19 protein-coding genes and 1 pseudogene are annotated in these 20,362 nt (G+C 60.5%); 9 read left to right on the top strand and 11 right to left on the bottom strand.

The features are described 5' to 3' along the window. Positions 1-67 precede the first annotated feature (67 nt). Positions 68-1,255, top strand: coding sequence for an arabinose transporter (locus GA0061102_RS03565; protein WP_092844258.1), 1,188 nt, complete (start codon positions 68-70; stop codon positions 1,253-1,255). Positions 1,256-1,303: 48 nt separating this feature from the next. On the opposite strand, the gene GA0061102_RS32880 is transcribed toward GA0061102_RS03565, so the two are convergent. The 3 genes from GA0061102_RS32880 to GA0061102_RS03550 form a co-directional block, all read right to left on the bottom strand. Beyond that, on the bottom strand, positions 1,304-1,951 hold the full coding sequence (locus GA0061102_RS32880; RefSeq protein WP_092844074.1) for a hypothetical protein: 648 nt from the start codon (positions 1,949-1,951) through the stop codon (positions 1,304-1,306). A 208-nt stretch (positions 1,952-2,159) separates the two neighbouring features. Then, positions 2,160-2,753, bottom strand: coding sequence for a class I SAM-dependent methyltransferase (locus GA0061102_RS03555; protein WP_092844072.1), 594 nt, complete (start codon positions 2,751-2,753; stop codon positions 2,160-2,162). A 96-nt stretch (positions 2,754-2,849) separates the two neighbouring features. Then, entirely contained in the window at positions 2,850-4,046 is a 1,197-nt protein-coding gene (locus tag GA0061102_RS03550; RefSeq protein ID WP_092844070.1) for an MFS transporter, read from the bottom strand. A gap of 85 nt (positions 4,047-4,131) precedes the next feature. Here GA0061102_RS03550 and GA0061102_RS03545 point away from each other — a divergent pair, with 85 nt between their 5' ends. Next, a complete protein-coding gene (locus tag GA0061102_RS03545; RefSeq protein ID WP_092844068.1) occupies positions 4,132-4,791 on the top strand; it encodes an ArsR/SmtB family transcription factor in 660 nt (219 codons plus the stop codon). Between the two features lie 34 nt (positions 4,792-4,825). On the opposite strand, the gene GA0061102_RS03540 is transcribed toward GA0061102_RS03545, so the two are convergent. The 4 genes from GA0061102_RS03540 to GA0061102_RS03525 are packed head-to-tail and all read right to left on the bottom strand — an operon-like array spanning position 4,826 to position 9,992. Next, complete coding sequence (locus GA0061102_RS03540) at positions 4,826-6,649, bottom strand: ABC transporter ATP-binding protein (RefSeq protein WP_092844066.1); 1,824 nt, start codon at positions 6,647-6,649, stop codon at positions 4,826-4,828. A gap of 2 nt (positions 6,650-6,651) precedes the next feature. Beyond that, on the bottom strand, positions 6,652-7,512 hold the full coding sequence (locus GA0061102_RS03535) for an ABC transporter permease (protein ID WP_092844064.1): 861 nt from the start codon (positions 7,510-7,512) through the stop codon (positions 6,652-6,654). After that, positions 7,509-8,450: an ABC transporter permease gene (locus tag GA0061102_RS03530; protein WP_092844256.1), complete on the bottom strand. Its 942-nt coding sequence runs from the start codon at positions 8,448-8,450 to the stop codon at positions 7,509-7,511. Before GA0061102_RS03530 ends, GA0061102_RS03535 begins: the two co-directional genes overlap by 4 nt. 21 nt (positions 8,451-8,471) lie before the next feature. Further along, complete coding sequence (locus GA0061102_RS03525; protein WP_167667888.1) at positions 8,472-9,992, bottom strand: ABC transporter substrate-binding protein; 1,521 nt, start codon at positions 9,990-9,992, stop codon at positions 8,472-8,474. Positions 9,993-10,555: 563 nt separating this feature from the next. Between GA0061102_RS03525 and GA0061102_RS03520 the strand changes: the two genes are divergently transcribed. After that, entirely contained in the window at positions 10,556-10,816 is a 261-nt protein-coding gene (locus GA0061102_RS03520; RefSeq protein WP_159432139.1) for a DUF1344 domain-containing protein, read from the top strand. Positions 10,817-10,837: 21 nt separating this feature from the next. Here GA0061102_RS03520 and GA0061102_RS03515 read toward each other — a convergent pair whose 3' ends face one another. Further along, on the bottom strand, positions 10,838-12,196 hold the full coding sequence (locus GA0061102_RS03515) for a sensor histidine kinase (protein WP_092844058.1): 1,359 nt from the start codon (positions 12,194-12,196) through the stop codon (positions 10,838-10,840). Continuing rightward, positions 12,183-12,860, bottom strand: a complete 678-nt coding sequence (locus GA0061102_RS03510; protein ID WP_092844056.1) for a winged helix-turn-helix domain-containing protein — start codon at positions 12,858-12,860, stop codon at positions 12,183-12,185. The genes GA0061102_RS03515 and GA0061102_RS03510 overlap by 14 nt, the downstream gene beginning before the upstream one ends. 247 nt (positions 12,861-13,107) lie before the next feature. On the opposite strand from GA0061102_RS03510, the gene GA0061102_RS03505 reads away from it, so the two are divergent. Together GA0061102_RS03505 and GA0061102_RS03500 are read left to right on the top strand one after the other, a co-directional pair. After that, entirely contained in the window at positions 13,108-13,377 is a 270-nt protein-coding gene (locus tag GA0061102_RS03505; RefSeq protein ID WP_092844054.1) for a hypothetical protein, read from the top strand. A gap of 25 nt (positions 13,378-13,402) precedes the next feature. Beyond that, positions 13,403-14,182 (top strand): COG4705 family protein, encoded by a 780-nt coding sequence (locus GA0061102_RS03500; protein ID WP_092844052.1) that lies wholly within the window; start codon positions 13,403-13,405, stop codon positions 14,180-14,182. A 62-nt stretch (positions 14,183-14,244) separates the two neighbouring features. Here GA0061102_RS03500 and GA0061102_RS03495 read toward each other — a convergent pair. Both GA0061102_RS03495 and GA0061102_RS03490 read right to left on the bottom strand, forming a co-directional pair. Continuing rightward, positions 14,245-14,433, bottom strand: a pseudogene (locus GA0061102_RS03495) (hypothetical protein); the annotation flags it as partial. 318 nt (positions 14,434-14,751) lie between these two features. Next, positions 14,752-15,471, bottom strand: coding sequence for a CDP-diacylglycerol diphosphatase (locus tag GA0061102_RS03490; protein WP_092844050.1), 720 nt, complete (start codon positions 15,469-15,471; stop codon positions 14,752-14,754). A gap of 344 nt (positions 15,472-15,815) precedes the next feature. Between GA0061102_RS03490 and GA0061102_RS03485 the strand changes: the two genes are divergently transcribed. From GA0061102_RS03485 to GA0061102_RS03470, 4 genes are all read left to right on the top strand, one after another. After that, the gene (locus tag GA0061102_RS03485; RefSeq protein ID WP_167667886.1) at positions 15,816-16,019 is read left to right on the top strand and encodes a hypothetical protein; all 204 of its coding nucleotides are present in this window, start codon (positions 15,816-15,818) and stop codon (positions 16,017-16,019) included. 573 nt (positions 16,020-16,592) lie between these two features. Then, positions 16,593-17,066, top strand: coding sequence for a (2Fe-2S)-binding protein (locus GA0061102_RS03480; RefSeq protein ID WP_092844046.1), 474 nt, complete (start codon positions 16,593-16,595; stop codon positions 17,064-17,066). Further along, complete coding sequence (locus tag GA0061102_RS03475; protein WP_092844044.1) at positions 17,066-18,049, top strand: FAD binding domain-containing protein; 984 nt, start codon at positions 17,066-17,068, stop codon at positions 18,047-18,049. Before GA0061102_RS03480 ends, GA0061102_RS03475 begins: the two co-directional genes overlap by 1 nt. Next, the gene (locus tag GA0061102_RS03470; protein ID WP_092844042.1) at positions 18,046-20,334 is read left to right on the top strand and encodes a xanthine dehydrogenase family protein molybdopterin-binding subunit; all 2,289 of its coding nucleotides are present in this window, start codon (positions 18,046-18,048) and stop codon (positions 20,332-20,334) included. The genes GA0061102_RS03475 and GA0061102_RS03470 overlap by 4 nt, the downstream gene beginning before the upstream one ends. Positions 20,335-20,362 lie beyond the last annotated feature (28 nt).

The raw sequence follows: 20,362 nt of genomic DNA, 5'->3' as shown, positions 1-20,362 counted from the left end.
ACGATCCTCGTCGGTCGGAGTGCGTTTTTTTGTGCCTCTGTCGATCGAGAAAAGCCTGGAGATCATCATGGCTTTCAAATCGACAAGTGAAGCGGCACAAGGCCGCCTTCTGCTGCTAAGCGCCATTCTTTTCATGTCCTACCTTTGCATCGGCATGTCGCTGCCGATCGTGCCGATCTATGTGACCGGGCAGCTCGGGCTCGGCAATGGCTGGGCGGGGCTCGGTGTCGGCATCGCATTTCTCTCGACGATCCTGACGCGCGGCTATGCCGGCGGTCTGTCGGATCACCGAGGCCCCAAGCTCGCCGTTGTGCGAGGGCTTGCCTTCTATGCCGCAGGCGCGCTGGACTCATTGGGCGCCGGCCTCCTGGTTCATACCCCCTGGACGTCTTATCTGTTCCTTCTTGCCGGCCGCTTGCTGCTCGGGCTGGGCGAAAGCCTGGTTGCGGTTGGAGTGATCGCCTGGGGAATAGGGCTCGTCGGCCCGGCCCGCTCCGGCAAGGTCCTGGCCTTGGTCGGCGCGGCCATCTACGGCGCTCTTGCCCTTGGCGGCCCGATCGGACTGGCTTTACTCGAGCGGTTCGGATTCGCCGGCGCCATGGCGATCGGTGCTGTTCTGCCTTGCCTCGGCTTGCTGGCGATCTGGCGGCTTCCCGCCGTTGCAGCTCATCCGGGTGCGGCGCGCCCGCCGTTCGGGAGCGTCATTGGCAGGGTATGGATGCACGGGTTCATCGTGTGCCTTCAGGGCATAGGCTTTGCTGCGATCGGCGCCTTCTTCACGCTCTATTTTCTAGACCGTGGCTGGAGTTATGCCGGTCTGGGCCTGACGGCTTTCGGCGGCGGCTTCGTTCTGGTGCGTGTGCTTTTCGGCCATCTGCCGGATCGCATTGGCGGCCTGCCGGTGGCAGCCGGATCGCTCGCTATCGAAACCGTGGGGCAATTCCTGATCTGGAGTGCGAGCGATCCGGCCCTTGCCCTGGTCGGTGCGTTCCTGACGGGGCTTGGATGCTCGATGATCTTCCCGGCCATGGGGCGGGAGGTCGTGCGCCTTGTCGAGCCGCATCTGCGCGGTACGGCCCTGGGGGGCTTTTCGGCCTTTCAGGATCTTGCCTACGGGCTGACGGGTCCTCTTGCCGGTCTGCTCGCCGACCGTGCCGGCTATGACAGCGTGTTCCTGATCGGCGCGGTTGCCGCCGCCGCCGGTCTGCTGATCGCTCTCTCGCTTCTGCGAGCGCGGGCAACCGCATTCAGCTGATCGAATGGATGGTCCCTGCCGCCTGGTCGGGGCCATCCGCTCCTTTTTTCAGGCCGATGCCGGCTTTCCGCTTGCCGTGACTTCCGCCGGCCAGGTGACGTAGTAGTATTTGCCGTTGAGAGAGCCAAAGAAGGCGTTCCGCGCGGTCGGCTTGTCGATGTAGCTTCCGTCGCTCGTCCTTATCAGGCTTCCCTTGTCGCTCCGCTTCAGATGGTCCTTCAGGAACTCGTTCCAATTGTCGGTGGCGATCTTCTCGGGCTTGGCCGCTTTGCTGGCCTTGTCGTCCGGGTTCCACGCTTTGATCGTCACGCCCTTGGTCGGGTCAGACACGGACAGAGTACCGTTCTTGAGAGCGGCCAGCATCGCTTTAGCTTGCGGACCGCTGACGGGATCGTTGACCGAAGCCTTCAGCTTTGCGGTGAGCGATTTCATGAAGTCGCTCGACGTGACCTCATTGACCACTTTCGGGGCAGCCGCCGGCGTAGCGGCCTTCGTTGTGCCGGTGTTTTTCGACAACCCTGCAAGGAGGATGCTGAATTTGCTGTTCGAATGAGCCGGGCTGACGGAGCCGCCCAAGACCGAACCTGTAGATCTCGATATTTGTGATGTGTCGTTGTTCGTCGTTTGTCCAGCGCGCGGCGTCCGCGATACGACATGCGTATTGTGAAACCGCAGTGAATTGATGTTGTTCACCATGCCGAATCTCCAGGTCTGCGCTAACGGCCATCAGTGATCGTCTAGCTTGAGGACTTCCCTTCCCGGGAGGGCGGGTGCGTCATCCCGCGCAAGTTGATATCTTCCATAACTTGTACGAAGCTAGATTATTAGACCTTGCGTTGTATTCTGCGATCCATGGAGTTGATCAGCTGCCTTTTGATGTCGAGGAGCGAGGCTTGGCAATTTCTTACGAGGCGGCGAAGACGACACCATAGTGATAGGGCGGCAGCTCTATAGCGGCCAGCAATCTGAAGCCGCCGGCTTCGACGATAGTCGTGACGTCTTCGGGCGCCATGCGCATGTCAGTCCTGGGCCCGCGCGGCTGGCCAAGCACTATCGTTTCTTCCCGCGGCCTGTTGACCCAGTTGACGATGCCGAACAGCCCTGTGGATTTGACAACCGAGCGAATGACGCGCACAAGTGCCGGCTGGTCGGGCACACCATGGAACGTATTCGCCATCAGGACATAGTCGACCTTTTCGGGAAGATATGTCGCGACATCGCGTGCATCGGCGCATATCCATTCCTTTGCGGACACGCCTTGCCGCAGGCATTCGGCCCTTGCCGTTTCGATCATGGCCTCATCCAGATCGAGCGCGCAGACCTTCCCGGCCACCAACTTTGCCAGAGGCGCAGTGAAGTATCCGTCGCCGCAGCAAAGATCGAGAATCGTCATTTCCGGCGTGATCCGTAGCTTCTGAAACATGTCTTGCGGGTCGGGCCAAAGCGTCGACCACCAGTCGCGATCCGGCATCGAGGTCGCCGGAAAAGCCTCATTCATTTTCGATCTCCGCCGATGGTTGAACCGGGCGTGCGCATGGCGTCACGTCGCAACGATCATCCCGATATTATAGCTGAACGCAGCACCATTGCGACGTCAAGCGGCGGCCGATCGGAGGCTTCGTCGCTGACGGTAATCGAGCCAGATCAGCGTGACTGCGGCAAGGCCCATCCACGGCAACAGCAGCATGTTGAGGGTTTGCCATCCGAAATGCTGCAACAGCGCTCCGGCACTGAATGAGCAGGCAAGGCCGACGGCGAAGATCGTCATGTCGTTTGTCGCTTGCGCGCGCCCTTTCTCTTCCGGCGCATATGTCGTTGTCAGCAGCGTGGTCCCGCCAATATAGAGGAAGTTCCAGCCTATCCCGAGCATCACGAGCGCGCCGGCAAAGGAGCTGAAACCGGTGCCGGTCAGCGACATCGCGACATGGCCGGCAAGCAGGGCGAGCCCCGCCAGCATGATGCGCAGCACACCGAAGCGGGCGATCAACGAGCCGGTGAAGAAGGACGGCAGGAACATGCCGAGCACATGGAATTGGATAACCGTGGCGGTGGCTGAGAGATCATGGTGGTGGTGCGTCATGGCGATCGGCGTCGCCGTCATCGCCAGGATCATGATGCCATAGCCTGTTGCCGCGCCGAAAAGCGCGACAAGATAGGTGGGTTGCGTGATGATCGTGGCCCAAGGCCGACCTTTCTGGCGGCTATTTTGCGTGGTCTTTGTGTTCGGTATGTGCAGTCCGAACAGCACGCCGGCAGCCACCATGGAGACGAGGGCCAGCAACAGGAAAGAGCCGACATATTCCGGATGAAGGAGCGGCCCGCCGAGACGGCCGAGCATCGGGCCTGCCAGTGCCGCGACGACACCGCCCCCAAGCACGAGGGAAATTGCCCGTGGTTTGAAGGCTTCGTCCGCGACCTCGCTGGCGGCAAATCGATAGAATTGCGCGAATGCCTGATACGCGCCGGCGAGGAAGGTGCCGAAGGACAGCAGCGACAGCGAGCTGAGCCAAATGCCGAATGCCGCGCAGAGGCCGCCGGCAACGCCGGACAATGCGCCGATGACGAAACCGGTGCGCCGACCGACGCGCGTCATCCAGATAGATGCCGGAAAGGTGAAGGCTGCGGTCCCGAGAAACATCGCCGCGATCGGCATGGTCGCGAGCTCCGGGCGTGGCGAGATCTGCCCGCCCGCAAGTCCTCCCACAGTCATGACAAGGACAGACGCGGTCTGAAATAGCGCCTGAGCGATCGCGAGTAGCAAGACCTGCCGGTGCGTCGTATTGCCTGTCATATGGCGGTCTCCTCGAAATGTTTGACTATCACTTAAACGATCAAAGACTTGTTTGAATGTTTAGAGAATGCTAGGTTCCACGTCAATGACAAGCGCAAAGATTCAGATGTTCGAGCAATTCGCCGCGTTGGCGCGTGTGCTGGGTCATGCGCATCGATTGGAGCTTCTGGAGCATGTTTCGCAGGGCGAACGGCCGGTCGAGCGGCTAGCAGAGCTTTCCGGCCTATCCGTCGCCAACACCTCGGCACATTTGCAGCAGCTGCGCAGAGGCGGCTTCGTCAAAACGCGCCGCGACGGCAAGCATGTTCTCTATCGACTTGCCGATGGGCCCGTTCTTGATCTGCTTTCGGCGTTGCGCTGTTATGCCGAGCGCAACAGCGCGGAGGTACGCGAGATCGCTGCCGACTATTTCGGCAAGCTCGACGCGCTGGAGCCAGTTACGCGCGTCGAGCTGGTTAGTCGGCTAAAAGACAAGGATGTCACTCTTCTCGACGTTCGGCCGGATGACGAGTTTGCCCTCGGCCATCTGCCCGGTGCGATCAATATCCCGCTGGAAGAGTTGGAACGGCGGCTTGCCGATTTGCCAAAGGAGCAGGAGATCGTCGCCTACTGCAGAGGTCCCTATTGCATCCTGTCCTTTGAGGCGGTCGCAGCGCTAAGGGCAAAGGGTTATCGCATTCGTCGGCTGGAGGACGGCTTTCCCGAGTGGAAGGCAGCCGGCCTCGATGTGGAAATGGCAGCCTGACAGAAAGAACATCGTCCTTCGCGGCTCAAGGTTCTCAGGCCGAGGTGCTCTTTGACCATGTTGCGGCCGTATCCTGCACGAAATGTCCAGGCGATACTTCCTGATAGGTCCGCTTTGGCGGCACGTAGTCATGCGGCCGGATCGCACTCTTGATCTCTTCGCGCTGTGTTTGTGGCTGCATGCTGCGTCGCGTGGGGTCGGGGATCGGCACGGCCGAAATCAGGCGACGGGTGTAAGGATGCTGCGGATTGTCGAAGATGGCGGCGCGGGGGCCGATCTCGACGATTTCGCCCAGATACATCACGGCGACGCGATGGCTCATGCGCTCGACGACGGCCATGTCATGCGAGATGAAGAGATATGCAAGCCCCTGCTTCTCTTGCAGGTCGAGCAGCAGGTTGGAGACCTGCGCCTTGACGGAAACGTCAAGCGCTGACACTGCCTCATCGGCGATGATGAATCTCGGGTTGAGGGCGAGCGCCCGGGCGATCGAAATGCGCTGCCGCTGGCCGCCGGAGAATTCATGCGGATAGCGGCTGGCGACGGCGGCCGATAGACCCACCTGATCGAGCAGCTCGGCCACGCGTTCCTTTGCTTCCCGCCGGCCCATCAGCTTGTGCGACAGCATGGGCTCGATGATCGCTGCGCCGACCGTCATGCGGGGGTTGAGTGAGGCGAAAGGGTCCTGGAAGATGATCTGCGCCATGCGGCGCATGGTCCGCAGCTCTTTCGTTCCCGCCTTGGTCACGTCCTTGCCGTCGATGGCAACCGAGCCTGCCGTTGCCTCGATCAGGCGCATGATTGTGCGCCCGGTGGTGGACTTGCCGCAGCCGGATTCGCCGACGAGCGAGAGCGTTTCGCCTGGGCGAAGATCGAAGGAAACGTCCTCGACGGCGTGGATGCGGCCGTTCGGCAGATCGAAGCGCACGGCGAGATTGTCGACCTTGAGGATCGGTGCAACACTTTGCGCCACCGGCTTTATCTCGCGGCCTTCCGTGGCCTCGCCGGTCTTTGCATCGACTTCCGGAAAGCGCCTCGGTGCTTCGGTCTCGCCCATGGTGCCGAGGCGCGGGATCGAGGCAAGAAGTGATTTGGTATAGACTTCCTTCGGTGCCGCAAAAATATCCGTCGTGAGGCCGGTCTCGATCATGTCGCCGCGGAACATGACGATCGTGCGGTCGGCCACTTCCGCCACCACGCCCATGTCGTGGGTGATGAAGAGGACGGCCATGTTCTCTTCGCGCTGCAGTTCGCGGATGAGATGGAGAATTTCAGCCTGGATGGTGACGTCGAGTGCCGTGGTCGGCTCGTCGGCGATCAGCAGCTTGGGGCGGCAGGCAAGCGCCATGGCGATCATCACGCGCTGGCGCATGCCGCCGGAGAATTTATGCGGATACTCGTTGAGCCGCGACTTTGCCGCCGGAATGCGCACACGCTCCATCAGCCGCAGGGCTTCCGCCTCGGCGGTCTTCCACGAGAGGTTTTGGTGCAATACCAGCGCCTCTGCGATCTGGTTGCCGATCGTGAAGACCGGATTGAGCGAGGTCATCGGCTCCTGAAAGATCATGCCGATCGAGCCGCCGCGGACGGAGCGCATCTCCGCTTCCGAAACGGTGAGGAGATCCTTGCCCGCAAGCAGGATCTTGCCCACGCATCGGGCTCTGCCCGGGGGCAGCAGGCGCATGGTTGAGAGCGCTGTCACGCTCTTACCTGATCCGGACTCGCCGACGATGGCGACGGTTTCTCCGGCTGAGACCTGCAGATTGATGTTGCGGATGACCGCGCGCCAGCCTTCGGCCGTCTTGAACGAGGTCGTCAGGTTTTCGATCGAGAGAACCGGTTGGATCGTGTCGGCCATGATCAGCTCTCCTTTGCAAGGCGCGGATCGACCAGATCGCGCAGGCCGTCGCCGAGCAATTGCAGCGACAGGACCGAGAAGACGATGGCAAGGCCGGGGAAGACCATGAGCCAGGGGGCGTTGTTCATGAATTCACGGCCGGAGGCGAGCATGGTTCCCCAGGTCGGCATGTCGGAGGAGACGCCGACGCCGAGGAAGGAAAGGCTTGCTTCGGCCAGCATCGCCGAGGCGAAGACGAAGGTCGCCTGCACGAGAATAGGCGACGCCAGGTTGAGCAGGACATGGCGCCCGAGAATCTGCCAGGTCGGCAGGCCCATCGAGATCGCCGCCTCGATATAGGGCAGTTCCCGCAGGACCAGGGTCGAGCCTCGCACGATGCGGGCAAGACGCGGCGCATAGGTAATGCCGAGCGCCAGGATGACCGTTACCAGCGATGGTCCCAGCGCTGCGACGAGCGCGATGGCGAGAAGAATATCGGGAAAGGACATCATCGCATCGAGCAGGCGCGAGATCGGTGCGTCGAGCCGGCGGAAGTATCCGGCGATAACGCCGAGAAACACGCCGAGCACGGTGGAAATGCAGACGACACCGAGGCTTACCAGCAGCGAGATGCGGCCGGCAAAGATCGCACGAGAGAAGATGTCTCGGCCGAATTCGTCTGTGCCGAAGATATGGGCCGCCGACGGCCCCTTCAGCTTGTTGACGATCGAAAGCTTGCTTGGCGCGTAAGGGGCGATCCATGGCGCCAGGATGGCCGCGACGATGACGACAAGCAGGATGATGGCGCCGAAGAGCATGGCCCGGTTGCCGAAGAGACGTCGCAGGCTTGAGGCGAAAGGAAGGGTGAAGGAGCCGACGGTCATAGGCGCACCCTCGGATCGACGAGAATATAGAGCATGTCGACGACGAAATTGATGAGCACGTAGATGGCGGCGACCACCAGAAGCGCACCCTGGATCACCGGATAGTCGCGTCGCAGAACGGCGGAGACGACGAGATTGCCGACGCCGGGCAGGCCGAAGACGGTCTCGGTCACGACAGCTCCGGCAACGAGCATGGCGACTGAAAGGCCGATGACGGTGATGATCGGGATCATGGCATTCTTCAATGCGTGCTTCAGGATGACGCGGCCTTCGCTCGCTCCCTTGGCGCGGGCCGTGCGCACATAATCGTCGCCGAGCACGTCCAGCATGGCGGCGCGGGTGAAGCGCGTGATCATCGCCGAATTGACGACGCCCAGCGTGATCGCCGGCAGGACGAGGTGATGCAGACGCTCGAGGAAGTCGGTATCCGGGCCGCCATAGCCGGAAGCCGGAAACCAGCCCTGGCCGACGGCCAGGATCTGGATCAGCATCAGGCCGAGCCAGAAGCTCGGAACGCTCGCAGCCACCATGGTGAGGACGACGACGATCTGATCGAAGATCGTTCCCCGCTTCACCGCCGAGATGATCCCGACGGGAAGCGCGATCGCCGTGGCGATCAGGATGGAGAACAGCGTCAGGAAGAAGGTCGGCTCGGCGCGGGCTGCCAGCGCCTGCGTAACCGGCTGGTTGAGAAAGATCGATTGCCCGAGATCGCCCTTGAACAGGCCGAGCACGAACTGCGCGTATTGAACGAGCAGCGGCGCGTCCAGCCCCATCTTGGCCCGCAATTGTGCAATGTCCTGCGGCGTGGCGTCAGCCCCGAGCATGACGGCGGCCGGATCGCCCGGGGTGACCCGGACGATGATGAAGACGACCGTCACGACGAGCGCGAGCACGATCACCATGCCTCCAAGACGTCGCAAAAGCGCCTGGGCGATCTTTGCCATGTGCGTTCAGCCTTATTTCTTCGGGGTGACGTTCCAGAAGTGTGGCCAATAGGTCGGCGTGTAGCCGGTGACCGAGCCGGAGATACCCGAAAGTGCGTTGAAGTTGCCGACCTTGTAGAGAGGCGCATCGTCGTAGATGACGGTCTGGATGCCTTCCCAAGCCTTCTGCTTCGCGTCGTCGCTCGTCGCGTCCATATACGCCGAAACGGCCTTGGCCTTCTGGTCGGAGACATACCAGCCGGGATAGCTGTCCGTGATCGTGTTGATCGTCGTCGGATCGCCGGGGAAATTGGAGTGGGTGATGAAGATATCCCACTCTTTCGGATCGGCGCGGCGGGTCGTCAGCGTTGCCCAATCGACGACCTGCATGTCGACCTTGAAGCCCGCAGCCTCCAGATAGGCCTTGGCGACCTCGCCGATTTTATAGTGGAATTCGTACTGGCGGCTGGTCAGAAGCCGGATCGGCGTGCCGTCGTATCCGGCATCCTTCAGCAGCTTTGCCGCCGTTTCGGGATCGCCTTCGCCATAGCGCGCAACGCCGGCCTCAGTGTGCCAGAACGAGCCCTTCGGGAAAATGGAGCCATCGACGCTGAAGAAGCGTTGATCGTTGAAGGCGGCAAGCATCATGTCGGAAGAATTCAGCGCTGCCTGCGCGGCCTGGCGCAGCGGCTTCTTGACCAGCAGGCCCTGCTTCATGTTCATGTTGAGCGATACCCAGCCGGTATTCTCGAAGATGACGGGCTTGGCGTTGTTGCTCTTTTCGATGCGCTCATAGGCGCTGACGGGAAGGGAGTCGGCGAAATCGAACTGCCCGGAGATCAGTCCTTCGACGCGGGTATTGGCATCAGGGACCGGCACGAAGCGGATTTCCTTGGCGACGGCCTCGCGCTTGCCGGCATAATTGTTCGGCTCGCCATCGGGCGACTTGTAGCCGTCGAAGCGCACGAGCTGCGTATACTGGTCCGGCTTGCGCTCTTTCAGCATGTAGGGGCCGGTGCCGATGAAGTCGGTAATCGTGTCGGCGACCTTGGCTGCTGGAAGGATGATCGAAGATTGGGAAAGCGTCGCCAGCAGCGGCGCATAGCGCGACTTCAGCTTGAAGACCACGGCGTGATCGCCATCAGCCGTCAGGCTGTCGACGATGGTGGCAACCTGCTTGCCCTTGGAATTGACGTTCATCCAGCGCTTCAGCGAGGCAACGACATCCTTGGAACCGAAATCGCTGCCGTCGTGGAACTTGACGCCTTCGCGCAGCGGAATGCGATAGGTGAGGCCATCCTGCGAAATCGTCGGCATGGCAGCTGCCAGCAGCGGAACGGACTTCCATTGGCCATCGTAGGTGTAGAGCGTCTCGAAAATATGCTGATCGACCGTCAGCACGATATCGGTGGGCGTCTGCATGGCATCAAGGGTGGGCAATTCGCCGATGGTGGCGACAGTCAGAACGCCGTCTGACGTCTGGGCGATCGCCAGATTGCTGGTGCCGGCGAGCATAGCCAGCGTGAGAAGAACGAATGCGCTTTTCATCATCATCCCCTTTTTGTCAGCCGTCCTCTTAGGACCGTCGCTTTTGTCAATCAGCATGCATGCAACCGGCTTTTGTCCCGGTCGATGTCAGGTTCAAGGCATCGCGGTTCGCCAAAGCGTGGCCGTTGCCTGCATGGCGCCGCGATCTCCCGCAGCCTCATGGTGATCGAATATGGACAGCAATTAGGCGGCGTTCATTTTCGGAAGGCCTACTGCTGCGCTGTTCACCCGTTGATGTCTTATTATGTAATTTTTTTTCTTAATAACGACATGATATTCGTCATTGTCAACGGCTTTTTGTTAATTCTTATATCTTCATGTAAATTATTTTCGTAATTCGATGGATTTGCGCGTGGATTTTCATGGGTACAACTAACCGGCGGTGAGGCGTTGAAGCGCAGAGGACGCTCGTTCGATGGGCAGTCCTGGTCGGGATCCGCTATACTGGCCACATTCGCCAATCATCTCGAAACCGTAAGGTTCCGGTAAAGTGGGCGGCAGGAATGGGCGATAGGGTCGCATCGGCTCAAGCGAGCCGAAAGTCCAGACTCACCACGAAGGAGTGGAACATGTTCAGAAAGTTGCTTGCGATCGGGATCATCTCTGCGGCCGGATTGGCGGCGGGCACGGCATTGGCTCGCAACGAAGAGGGTACGATTACCAATATCGATGCAAAGGCGGATCAGATCACTCTGTCCTCGGGCACGGTCATCAACCTACCCGAAAACATTGAAGTCGAATCCCTGAAGGTTGGTGAGCACGTCTCGGTAAAATACAGCGTACAGAAATCCGGCCGTGCCCTGGCGTCGCAGGTTCGGCCGGTGAAATAGGCTGAAAACGGCAGCCGATTTTCAGATTCTTGGAAAGGACAGGCAGACCTGGAGCCCAGGCCTGCCGTCTTTCAGTGTGATCGGGGCTGAGTGCAGGTCCGCTGTTGCCTTGACCAGGCTCAATCCCAATCCGCTGCCGGGTGTCGTGCGGCTCTTGTCCAGGCGGTAGAGCCGCCTGAACACCAGCTCGCGTTCCTCTGCCGGAATACCCGGTCCATTGTCCGAGACGCAGGCGAGATAGGCTTGATCCGTTACTGTCAGCGTCATCGAGATACGGGTCCCGGCCGGGCAATGGGTGATCGCATTCTCGATGAGATTGACGAAGAGCTGGGTCAGCAGCTCGCGGTCGCCGTTGATTATGGACGGCACGGATGCCTGCAGCTTCAATTCCAGCGTCTGCGCATTGTCCTCGGCAACATGCTCATAGATTTCCGCCACCGAGGCCATGATTTCGCGTAGATCCAAAGACTTGAAGCGGGCCTTGCCCGCACCAGCCTCGATTTGCGAGATTCGCAAAAGCGCGCCGAATGTCGCGTCGATCCTGTCGCATTCCTCGCGAGCGTCGAGAAGCAGGCTCTCGACGGTCTCGGACTGCCCTTGCCGCTGCAAAGCCAGCTCGATCGTCATGCGCAGGCGATTGAGCGGCGTTTTCAGATCATGGGCGATATCCGCGCTCACCTGGCGCATGCTTTCCACGAGGCTGGAGAGCCGGCCGAGCGCGTGGTTCATATGAGTGGAAACGACGTCGATGTCGTCTCCATTGCCGCGAACCGGAATCCGGCAGGCGAGATTGCCGCCCGAGACCTCAATCATGGTGCGCTCGATGGATTCCAGCCGCTTTGTCGCCCGTCCGGCAAGCAGCGCGCCTCCGACGATCACCATGGCCACGATGAGGCCGGAAGCCCACAGGAAGCTTGCGAAGACGATATGTTCGATGGCGTCGGTCTCGCGGTAGCTTTGTCCGACGAAGAGCGAGTTGCCGCCGACATTGCCCGCCATCACCCTTATCGGGTCGTTGCCGCCTAGTCCGAGATCGGCTGCCGGCATGGTAGAAAGTCCAGGCTTGATTTGTGATGTCCTGATGTTGCCTGCGAGCTTCTCTCCTCGCTCGTTCAAGAGAAGGAATACCTGATCCTCGGCATTCTTGAGCGCGGAATACGTGTCGACGGCCGCGATGAGATCCTCAAGGTCGTTGGACGAATAGGTCGAAGCGACGACGGAATAGGTGTCGCCCACGGACCGATCGATGGCCCGGGCAAGTTCCCGTTCCATCAGCCCGTAGGCAATCGCGCCCGCCACCAGAAGGGCGACGATGAAGAAAAGTCCGAAGGATAGGGCCAGCCTGAAAGGCGTGCTGCGCAGCAATCTAGCGCGGCGCATGCATGCAATATCCCGTGTTTCGGACCGTATGAACAAGCTGTACGTCAAACGGCTTGTCGATCTTCGTTCGCAGGCGGCTGATATGCGTTTCCACCACGCTCGTCTTGGGATCGAAATGGAAGTCCCAGACCCGCTCGAGCAGCATGGTTCGCGTGAGCACCCTGCCTTCGGCCCGCATCAGAACCTCCAGAAGCGTGAATTCCCGGGGCTGAAGATCGATCGGCGTGCCTTGCCGGCTGACTTGCCGTTTTATGACATCGAGCTCGAGGTCTGCGATCCGCAGCACCGTCTTGCGATCCTGTACGGGCGGTCGCCGCGCCAGCGCGTTCAGCCGTGCGAGCAGTTCGGAAAAGGCAAAGGGCTTGGTCAGGTAGTCGTCGCCGCCTGCCTCGAGCCCCTCGACCCTGTCTTCGACGCCGCTCATGGAGGTCAGGAATATTGCCGGCGTCTCGACTTTGGCGGCCCTGGCGGCTTTGACCAGCGAAAGGCCGTCCAGCCCCGGTATCATGCGATCGACGATGAGCACGTCGTAGTGTTCGCGGGTTGCCTGGAACAGCGCATCCGTACCATCGCGGATCACATCGCAGACGTGCCCGGCTTCGCTGAGGCCGCGCGAGATATAATCGGCAGTCTTCCGGTCGTCCTCGACGACGAGTATTTTCATGCTTCGGCTGCGCTCCGTTGATCGTGATACGCGCGGAAATATGGCTTCCGAAAGTGTCAGCAGCCTGAACGGGTGCTTACAAATCCGTAAGGTCGCTCGGATCTCAAATATTGGCTCCTTACGAAACGGTATGCTCCCCGCAAAGACCACGTATAGGCGGCTCCATAGAAAGGATGGCGTCGACGTCGCAGCAAATGCGGTCGGCGGATCAACCTGAGACCGTAGGTCACAAACCGGAGCCATCCCCATGAATATGTCCAAAGCCGCCCAACGCGTCCGCCTCGTCGCTCTCGCGGGGCTCATGATGCTGCCTGTTGCCGCTCATGCCGCGGCACCCCGCCCGTGCGAAGATGCGCTCAAGGAAATGCGTGCCGCAAAAGCGACCGCAAAGCTGAGCGCGGACGACAAGGCCAAGGTCGATGCGCTCGAGGCAAAGGCGGTCGAACGCTGCAATGCCGACGACGACAGGCGGGCCGATGGCTTTCTGGACGACGCGATGAAGCTGATGAAGAAGTGATCCCGATCAGCGAGGCATAAGCAACATGACCCAGCAATTTCTAACAGGCCTCGAGCCGCGCTTGAACAGGGTTCCGCGCGTCACGGTCGATTTCTGGCTGATCAAGCTGTTGGCGGTAACGATGGGCGAAACCGCTGCGGATTATCTCGCCGTCAACATGGGGCTTGGCCTTACGCTGACGTCGCTGATCATGGCTGCGGTGCTCGTCGGCGCGCTTGCGATCCAGTTCCTGCAGGAGCGCTACGTCCCCTGGGCTTATTGGATCGCCGTCGTCCTGATCAGCGTTGTGGGAACACTGCTGACCGACAATCTCTCGGACAATCTCGGCGTGCCACTGGCCGCGTCGACCGTTGGTTTCAGTATTGCGCTGGCGCTCACCTTCTTCGTCTGGTGGAGGATGGAAGGGACTTTGTCCATTCACTCGATCTACACGGCTAGGCGCGAGCAGTTCTATTGGCTGGCTATTCTCTTCACCTTCGCGCTCGGCACGGCGGTTGGCGACCTGATCGCGGAACAATTCGGATTCGGTTACATAACGACCGGTCTGCTCTTCGCAGGGGTGATCGTCGCAGTCGCGATCGCCTATTTCGGCTTCAGGCTCAACGCCATCCTGGCATTCTGGGTGGCCTACATCCTCACGCGGCCGCTCGGAGCCTCCTTCGGGGATTATCTTTCGCAGCCCGCGGAATATGGAGGGCTCGGCTTCGGCACTATCTATACGAGCTGCCTGTTCCTCATCGCCATCGCCGCAACGGTCATCTACATGACGGTAAACTACCAGTCGGAAGTGTCGATCGAGGCGTAGAGCTATCCTCTGTGAGATCGGGCAACCAACCCGATCTCATAGCTCGGCAGCAGATGCCTCAATCAAATATCGCCGAAAGCTGCGAGGATGCGCACCCAGGAACGGATGCCCTTATGAAAACTCGAGAGATCGCATTTTTCGTTCGGACTGTGGACGCGGTTGTCGAAGCGGGCAAAGCCGACCAATAGCGCATCGCAGCCAAGGCGACGCTTGAACTCGCCGATGATTGGGATCGATCCGCCGGTGCCCGCGGACGGAGGCATCGAAACCGATGGCCGCCAGCTCTGCGGAAAGCCATTTTGCTGCTTGGCGGCAATGATCGCCATAGGCAGGATCGGTCGAAATGCTGGGAATGCGGATAAGCTCGAACAGCCGCTCCAGACTTTCATCGATCGTGCGGTCGACATGCGTGAGAACGGTATTGATCTGTTCGGTCGAAGGCTTCGGCATCGGTCGTTTCCAGGCTGTTGGTTTCGCCTTCTGCCATGGGCAGGTGGCGGATCATGCAAGGAAACGACCTGTGTTTCAAATTCTTAGCGCTCTCTCCGACGCATTATCTGTTGTCGGAATTAATGCATGATCGTGCAGCTGTGATCTTGCACGTCTTCGCCGCCCATGCTGGGCCGGGCGACGTCCGTCAGCACGATGAAGCCGGGGCCATCGGCAAAGTTTGCGCCGACGACAACGAGGTTGTGGTCGCCCATTTCCTTGGCAGGATCCTTCAGCGTCTTGGCGAGTGCGAGGAACGGATTGAAATCGCCCAATGTCTCCCCCTTGACGCGCAGTGCGGTGAACTGATGGCCTGCAACGGTATCGGGTAGGGGCGCCCAATCCGTGCCGATATGATCGGCGTCCGCCTTCAGGGCGGCTTGGGCCTCGGCGCTGAGGCAGTCGACATGGATGTGTAGCTGGTTCTGCGAACGAGCCTGCTGTGCGTTCACGGCAAGGCTCAGACCATCCCGCGGGACGGCCCGCGGCAGGCGGGCATCGACATCGCCATGTTCGGACCAGGCATCGGCAAAGAAATTGTGTGTCGCGGGATCGAGGAGCGCCGCACTTTCAATCCCGGTGATCTTGTCCGTGGGGATCAGAAGAACCTGCGCGATGCCTCTCAGGTCCTTGAGGATCGCATAGTGCTCGGCTGTGTTGACCGAGAGGCACGGGGCGGTCTGCACGACGCATTTGTCATGCACGATCTTCCACAACACCTCGGAATCTGCAAAGGCGGGAGCGAAGAGGAGGGGAAGAAAAGAAACGGCAAGGGCCGTGACGCGGCGGAAGACTGTCATGCACAAAGATTCCCTTGTTCAAATAGATTGGGCATTCCTCGAAATTCCCTGAAACATAATCCGAGCCTGTGAGGCGGTTATGACGGCATGACGGGCGAGAAGCCAGAGCCGTCGACGGTATCGGCCTTGCAACCGGGCGATATCAGTTTGGCTTCATTCCGGCTTAAGGCCGCTTTCAGCTTGGTTGCCTAAATGGCAAGGGCCGGGGAGAACCATGCCCCGCTCCGGGACGGAAAGGTTGCCGTCGTATTCGGCGCTGTGACCTTTCAGATGTCGAGGGCGGGGTGTTCATAACGCTCGATCGTCGCAATCCAGCAGCGGAGCGAAATAATCTGGAGCTTAAAATGGGTATCGGAAAGCTGATTGAAGAAGTAGCAGGCGCTGTCGCTGCGGAAGACGCCATAGAAGCCGTCGATCCGAATGCAGGTATACTGACAAAAGCCGCCGCCGCGGTCGCCGGCTTTGAAGGCGTCAACAAGCTGGCGGATGTGCTGAAGGAAAAGGAAGAGCAGCCGGCCGCCGACAACAGCGGCGATCAGAACGGCTGACCGCCGGGCGCTGCCTTCCTATTACGTTGATATTCCATGACAAATTTGAGAGCCGGGCTTGTCCCGGCTTTCGGCTTTCATGAGGCTAAATCGTACTGGCGACTTGCTGTGGTCGCCACGTAAGCGGACGATCTCAGCCCGAACGCTGAGAAACATACACTCTCAATTCGAGGCATCCGCATTCTCAGATGTTCATTCCAAACAATCACCAGCTCTGAATGATCGAAGGTCGTTTTGTCCCGACCGCCTGGAATTGCATAAAAACAATAAGTTAGAACGGTTCTCAGATTCCGTGAAGAACTGTATCGCTCCCGTGGCAAGGCCGCGCCGGCGAACTCGAACGGATTTGTCCTGACATCGGGGCTTGACGAAATAAAGCCAGGCATTAATTTAAACGGAGGCGCCTCCGTTTACGTGGGGCGCACATTTTCTCAATTCAGATGAGCGGCTGCCATTATGTCCCAGTGCCGTCGGCCTCGTCTTCCTGAAAATCATACAGCAACCGATAGACCGTCGAACAGGTTCTTCTAGATTTCGTAGGTCTCATCTTCGTGACGATGGCAGGAGCTTATCATGACACGAACCATCCGTATCGCACTCGATATCAATGGGCAGCGACACGAACTCGATCTCGAGCCGCGTGTGACACTGCTCGATGCGCTGCGTGAGCATCTCTCGCTCACCGGCACCAAGAAGGGCTGCGATCAAGGCCAATGCGGCGCCTGCACCTGCCATGTCGACGGCAAGCGCGTGCTCTCCTGTCTGACGCTTGCAGCCCAGGCCGAGGGCCGCCAGATCACGACGATCGAGGGCATCGCCGGCGATGGCGGCGATCTGCATCCGGTGCAGGCAGCGTTTATCGAGCATGACGCCTTCCAGTGCGGCTATTGCACCCCGGGCCAGATCATGTCGGCCGTCGCCTGCATCCGCGAAGGTCATGCCGGTTCGGATGCGGAGATCCGTGAATATATGTCCGGCAATCTCTGTCGGTGCGGGGCTTATAACAGCATCGTCGCGGCGGTGCGCCAAGCTGTGGAGGCGGCATAATGCGGAACTTTTCGTATTTACGGGCGAACTCCTCGACTGAAGCCAGCCAAGCGGCACAACAGGCCGGCGCCCTGCTGCTTGCCGGCGGCACGACGCTGCTCGATCTTGCCAAATGCGGTGTCAGCGAGCCCGAGACGGTCATCGATATCACCCATCTTTCCGGCATGAGCGACATTACGGTCGATACTGCTGGCGCCACGATCGGTGCGCTCGCGAGGATGAGTGAGGTCGCAGACCATAGGGATATTCGCGCGGCATTCCCTGCGATTGCGGAATCGCTGTCGCTTGCAGCATCCGCCCAGCTCCGCAACATGGCGACGATCGGCGGCAATCTCCTGCAGCGGACGCGCTGTTCCTATTTCCGCGATCCCGGCGCCTTCCCCGCCTGCAACAAGCGCAACCCCGGCTCCGGCTGTTCTGCCATCGGCGGCGTCACACGCAATCACGCCGTGCTCGGAACGAGCAAGGCTTGCATCGCCTCCTACCCCGGTGACCTTGCGGTTGCTTTGGTGGCATTCGACGCGGCGGTGGAGACGGATAGCCGCAAGATTGCTGTCGACGATTTCTTCCTTGTTCCGGGCGACACGCCGAACAAGGAAACGATCCTTCAGCGCGGCGAGATAATCACCGCCGTCACCATTCCCGCTTCCGCCGCCGCCCGGAACTCGACCTACATCAAGGTCCGAGATCGGCAGTCCTACGAATTCGCTGCTGCGAGTGCTGCCGTCGGCCTTGCGCTCGAAGCGGATGGCAGGACTGTGTGCGATATTCGCGTTGCACTTGGCGGCGTCGCCACCAAGCCCTGGCGGGCGCGAGCAGTGGAGCAGGCGCTCGTCGGCAAGGCGCTCACTCCGGAGGCCGTGGCAAAGGCCAGCCGGCTCGCCATGGAGGGCGCCGCCGCATATGGCGGCAATCGTTACAAGATCGAACTTGCGCCGCGCGTCATCGCCCGCGCCATTCTGAAGATGGGAGGCCTGGCATGACCATGATGGAACCACGCAAACATGGCGATGCTTCCGACGGTACGGTCGGCGGCCGTCAGTCGCGCTTCGAAGGCAATATGAAAGTGACTGGGGCGGCGACTTATGCGCTGGAATATCCGGCCGAAAACCTGGCTTATGCCGTCCTTATCCAGAGCACGATTCCGGCCGGCCGTGTCGTCAACGTCGACGTTTCGGCGGCGCTCGCAATGCCGGGCGTGCTTCTGGTGCTGACGCCGGAGGACGATCTCGGTCTGAAACTGTCCGCTGACTGGGGCGGCAACAAGCCGGTCGATGGACCCTATTATCCGCTGCCGCGACAAGTGCAGTTCAACGGTCAGTCGATCGCCGCTGTCGTGGCGGAAAGCCGCGAGCAGGCGACGGAGGCGGCCAGGCTGGTGCGCGTCACCTACGAAGCGAGCAAGCACGTCGCCGATCTCAACGATCCGAATGCCGGCGAGGGTATGGTGGTGGAGCCGCTCTCGGCTGCCTGGGGCGATGCCGAGGCAGCACTTGCTGCATCCCCGGTGCGGATCGAGGCCGAATATTCCACGCCGCGCGAATATCATGTGGCGATGGAGCCGCATGGTTTGACGGCGAAATGGGATGGTGACCAGCTGACGATCTGGGAGCCAAGCCAATGGTCGCACGGCATGGCGCGCATGTATTCCGAATGGTTCGATATGCCCTATGAAAATGTCCGTATCATCTCGCCCTTCATCGGTGGCGGCTTTGGATCGAAAGGGCAGCCGCTTGCCTATGGCGCTGTCGCAATCGCGGCCGCGAGAAAACTCGGCCGGCCGGTGAAGCTCGCGGTGACGCGCCCGCAGAATTTCACCAGCTATGGCGGCCGTGCCGGAACCAGACAGAAGATCGCGCTGGGCGCGACGGAAGATGGTATCCTGCAGGCGATTGTTCATCGCGGCGCCAGCGAGACCTCCATTTATGCCGATTGGCCGGAGCAGACGGGAGCAGCGACGGCGGTGCTGTATAAGGTCGAGAATTTCTCTTCGCAGCATCGCATCGTGCCTGTTAATAGCGTGACCCCCGGGGCCTTGCGTGGGCCGGGCAAGAATCCGAGCGCCTACGGCATAGAATGCGCGATCGAGGAGCTCGCCTATAAGCTCGGCATGGATCCGCTGGAGCTCCGCCTGAAAAATTATGCAGATCACGATTATCAGTCCGGCAAGCCGTGGTCGACGCGGCGGCTGCGCGAGGCGCTGACCGAAGGCGCCGAAGCATTCGGCTGGTCGCGGCGCAGCCACGCGCCACGATCCATGCGAGATGGCAAGAGCCTGATCGGTTGGGGCATCGGCTGCGGTACCTTCCCGGTCATCCGGGCGCCGAGTGAGGCGATGATCCGCATCCTTTCCAGCGGCAGGGTTGAGGTCGTCAGTGGCGCCATCGACATGGGGCAGGGGACCTATACGATCCTTGCCCAAAGTGCCGCGGAAGTCTTCGGCATTCCGGTAGATCAGGTCGAGGTGCATCTCGGCGATTCACGCCTGCCTGGCTCGGCGATCGCTGGCGGTTCGATGCTCGCCGGCTCGATCATGGGGGCCGTGCACAAGGCTGCGGTCGCGGCCCGTGACGAACTCATCGGCCTTGCGCTCAGCGATGCCAACTCGCCGTTCCGCGAGACGGGTGCGAATACGCTGAACTTTGCCGAGGGCCGCATCGCAGCGCCCCGCGGTGAGGCACCGTCGCTGACGTTGGCGGAGCTCATGTCTGCGCTCAAGCGCGAGGAGATCGAAGTCCGGCGTAATACTTTGCCGGATGGTGCGAACGCGCAGGAGCAGCTCCAGGCCTGGACCACCATGGCTAGGGTTCAGGGGCCGACCATGGGCGATTATTCCATGCACAGTTGGTGCGCCCATTTTGCCGAGGTGCGCGTCGACGAGGATTTCGGCACGGTGCGCGTCTCCCGCATGGTCTCCGCATTCGATTGCGGCCGCCTCTATAATCCCAAGCTCGTCGAAAGCCAGTGGCGGGGCGGCATCATCATGGGCATCGGCCAGGCGCTTCTCGAGGAAGGCTTGGTCGATGTTCGCAACGGGCGAACGGTCAACAACAATGTCGGCGACTATCTCGTGCCGACGAATTCGGACATTCCGGATGTCCAGGTGATTTCCGTCGGCGTGCCTGATCATCATGCCTCGGCGCTCGGCGGCAAGGGTGTCGGCGAAGTCGGTATCGTCGGCGTAGCACCTGCCATCGCGAACGCCGTGTACCATGCGACCGGCAAGCGCGTTCGCGACCTGCCGATTACATTGGAAAAACTGCTCTAAAGGGCAGGTCGGGTTCGAGCCGCACTGC

Origin of the sequence: Martinezella miluonensis (assembly GCF_900094545.1) — a bacterium.
Lineage (GTDB): Bacteria > Pseudomonadota > Alphaproteobacteria > Rhizobiales > Rhizobiaceae > Rhizobium > Rhizobium miluonense.
This window is presented reverse-complemented; position numbering and strand designations above follow the sequence as displayed.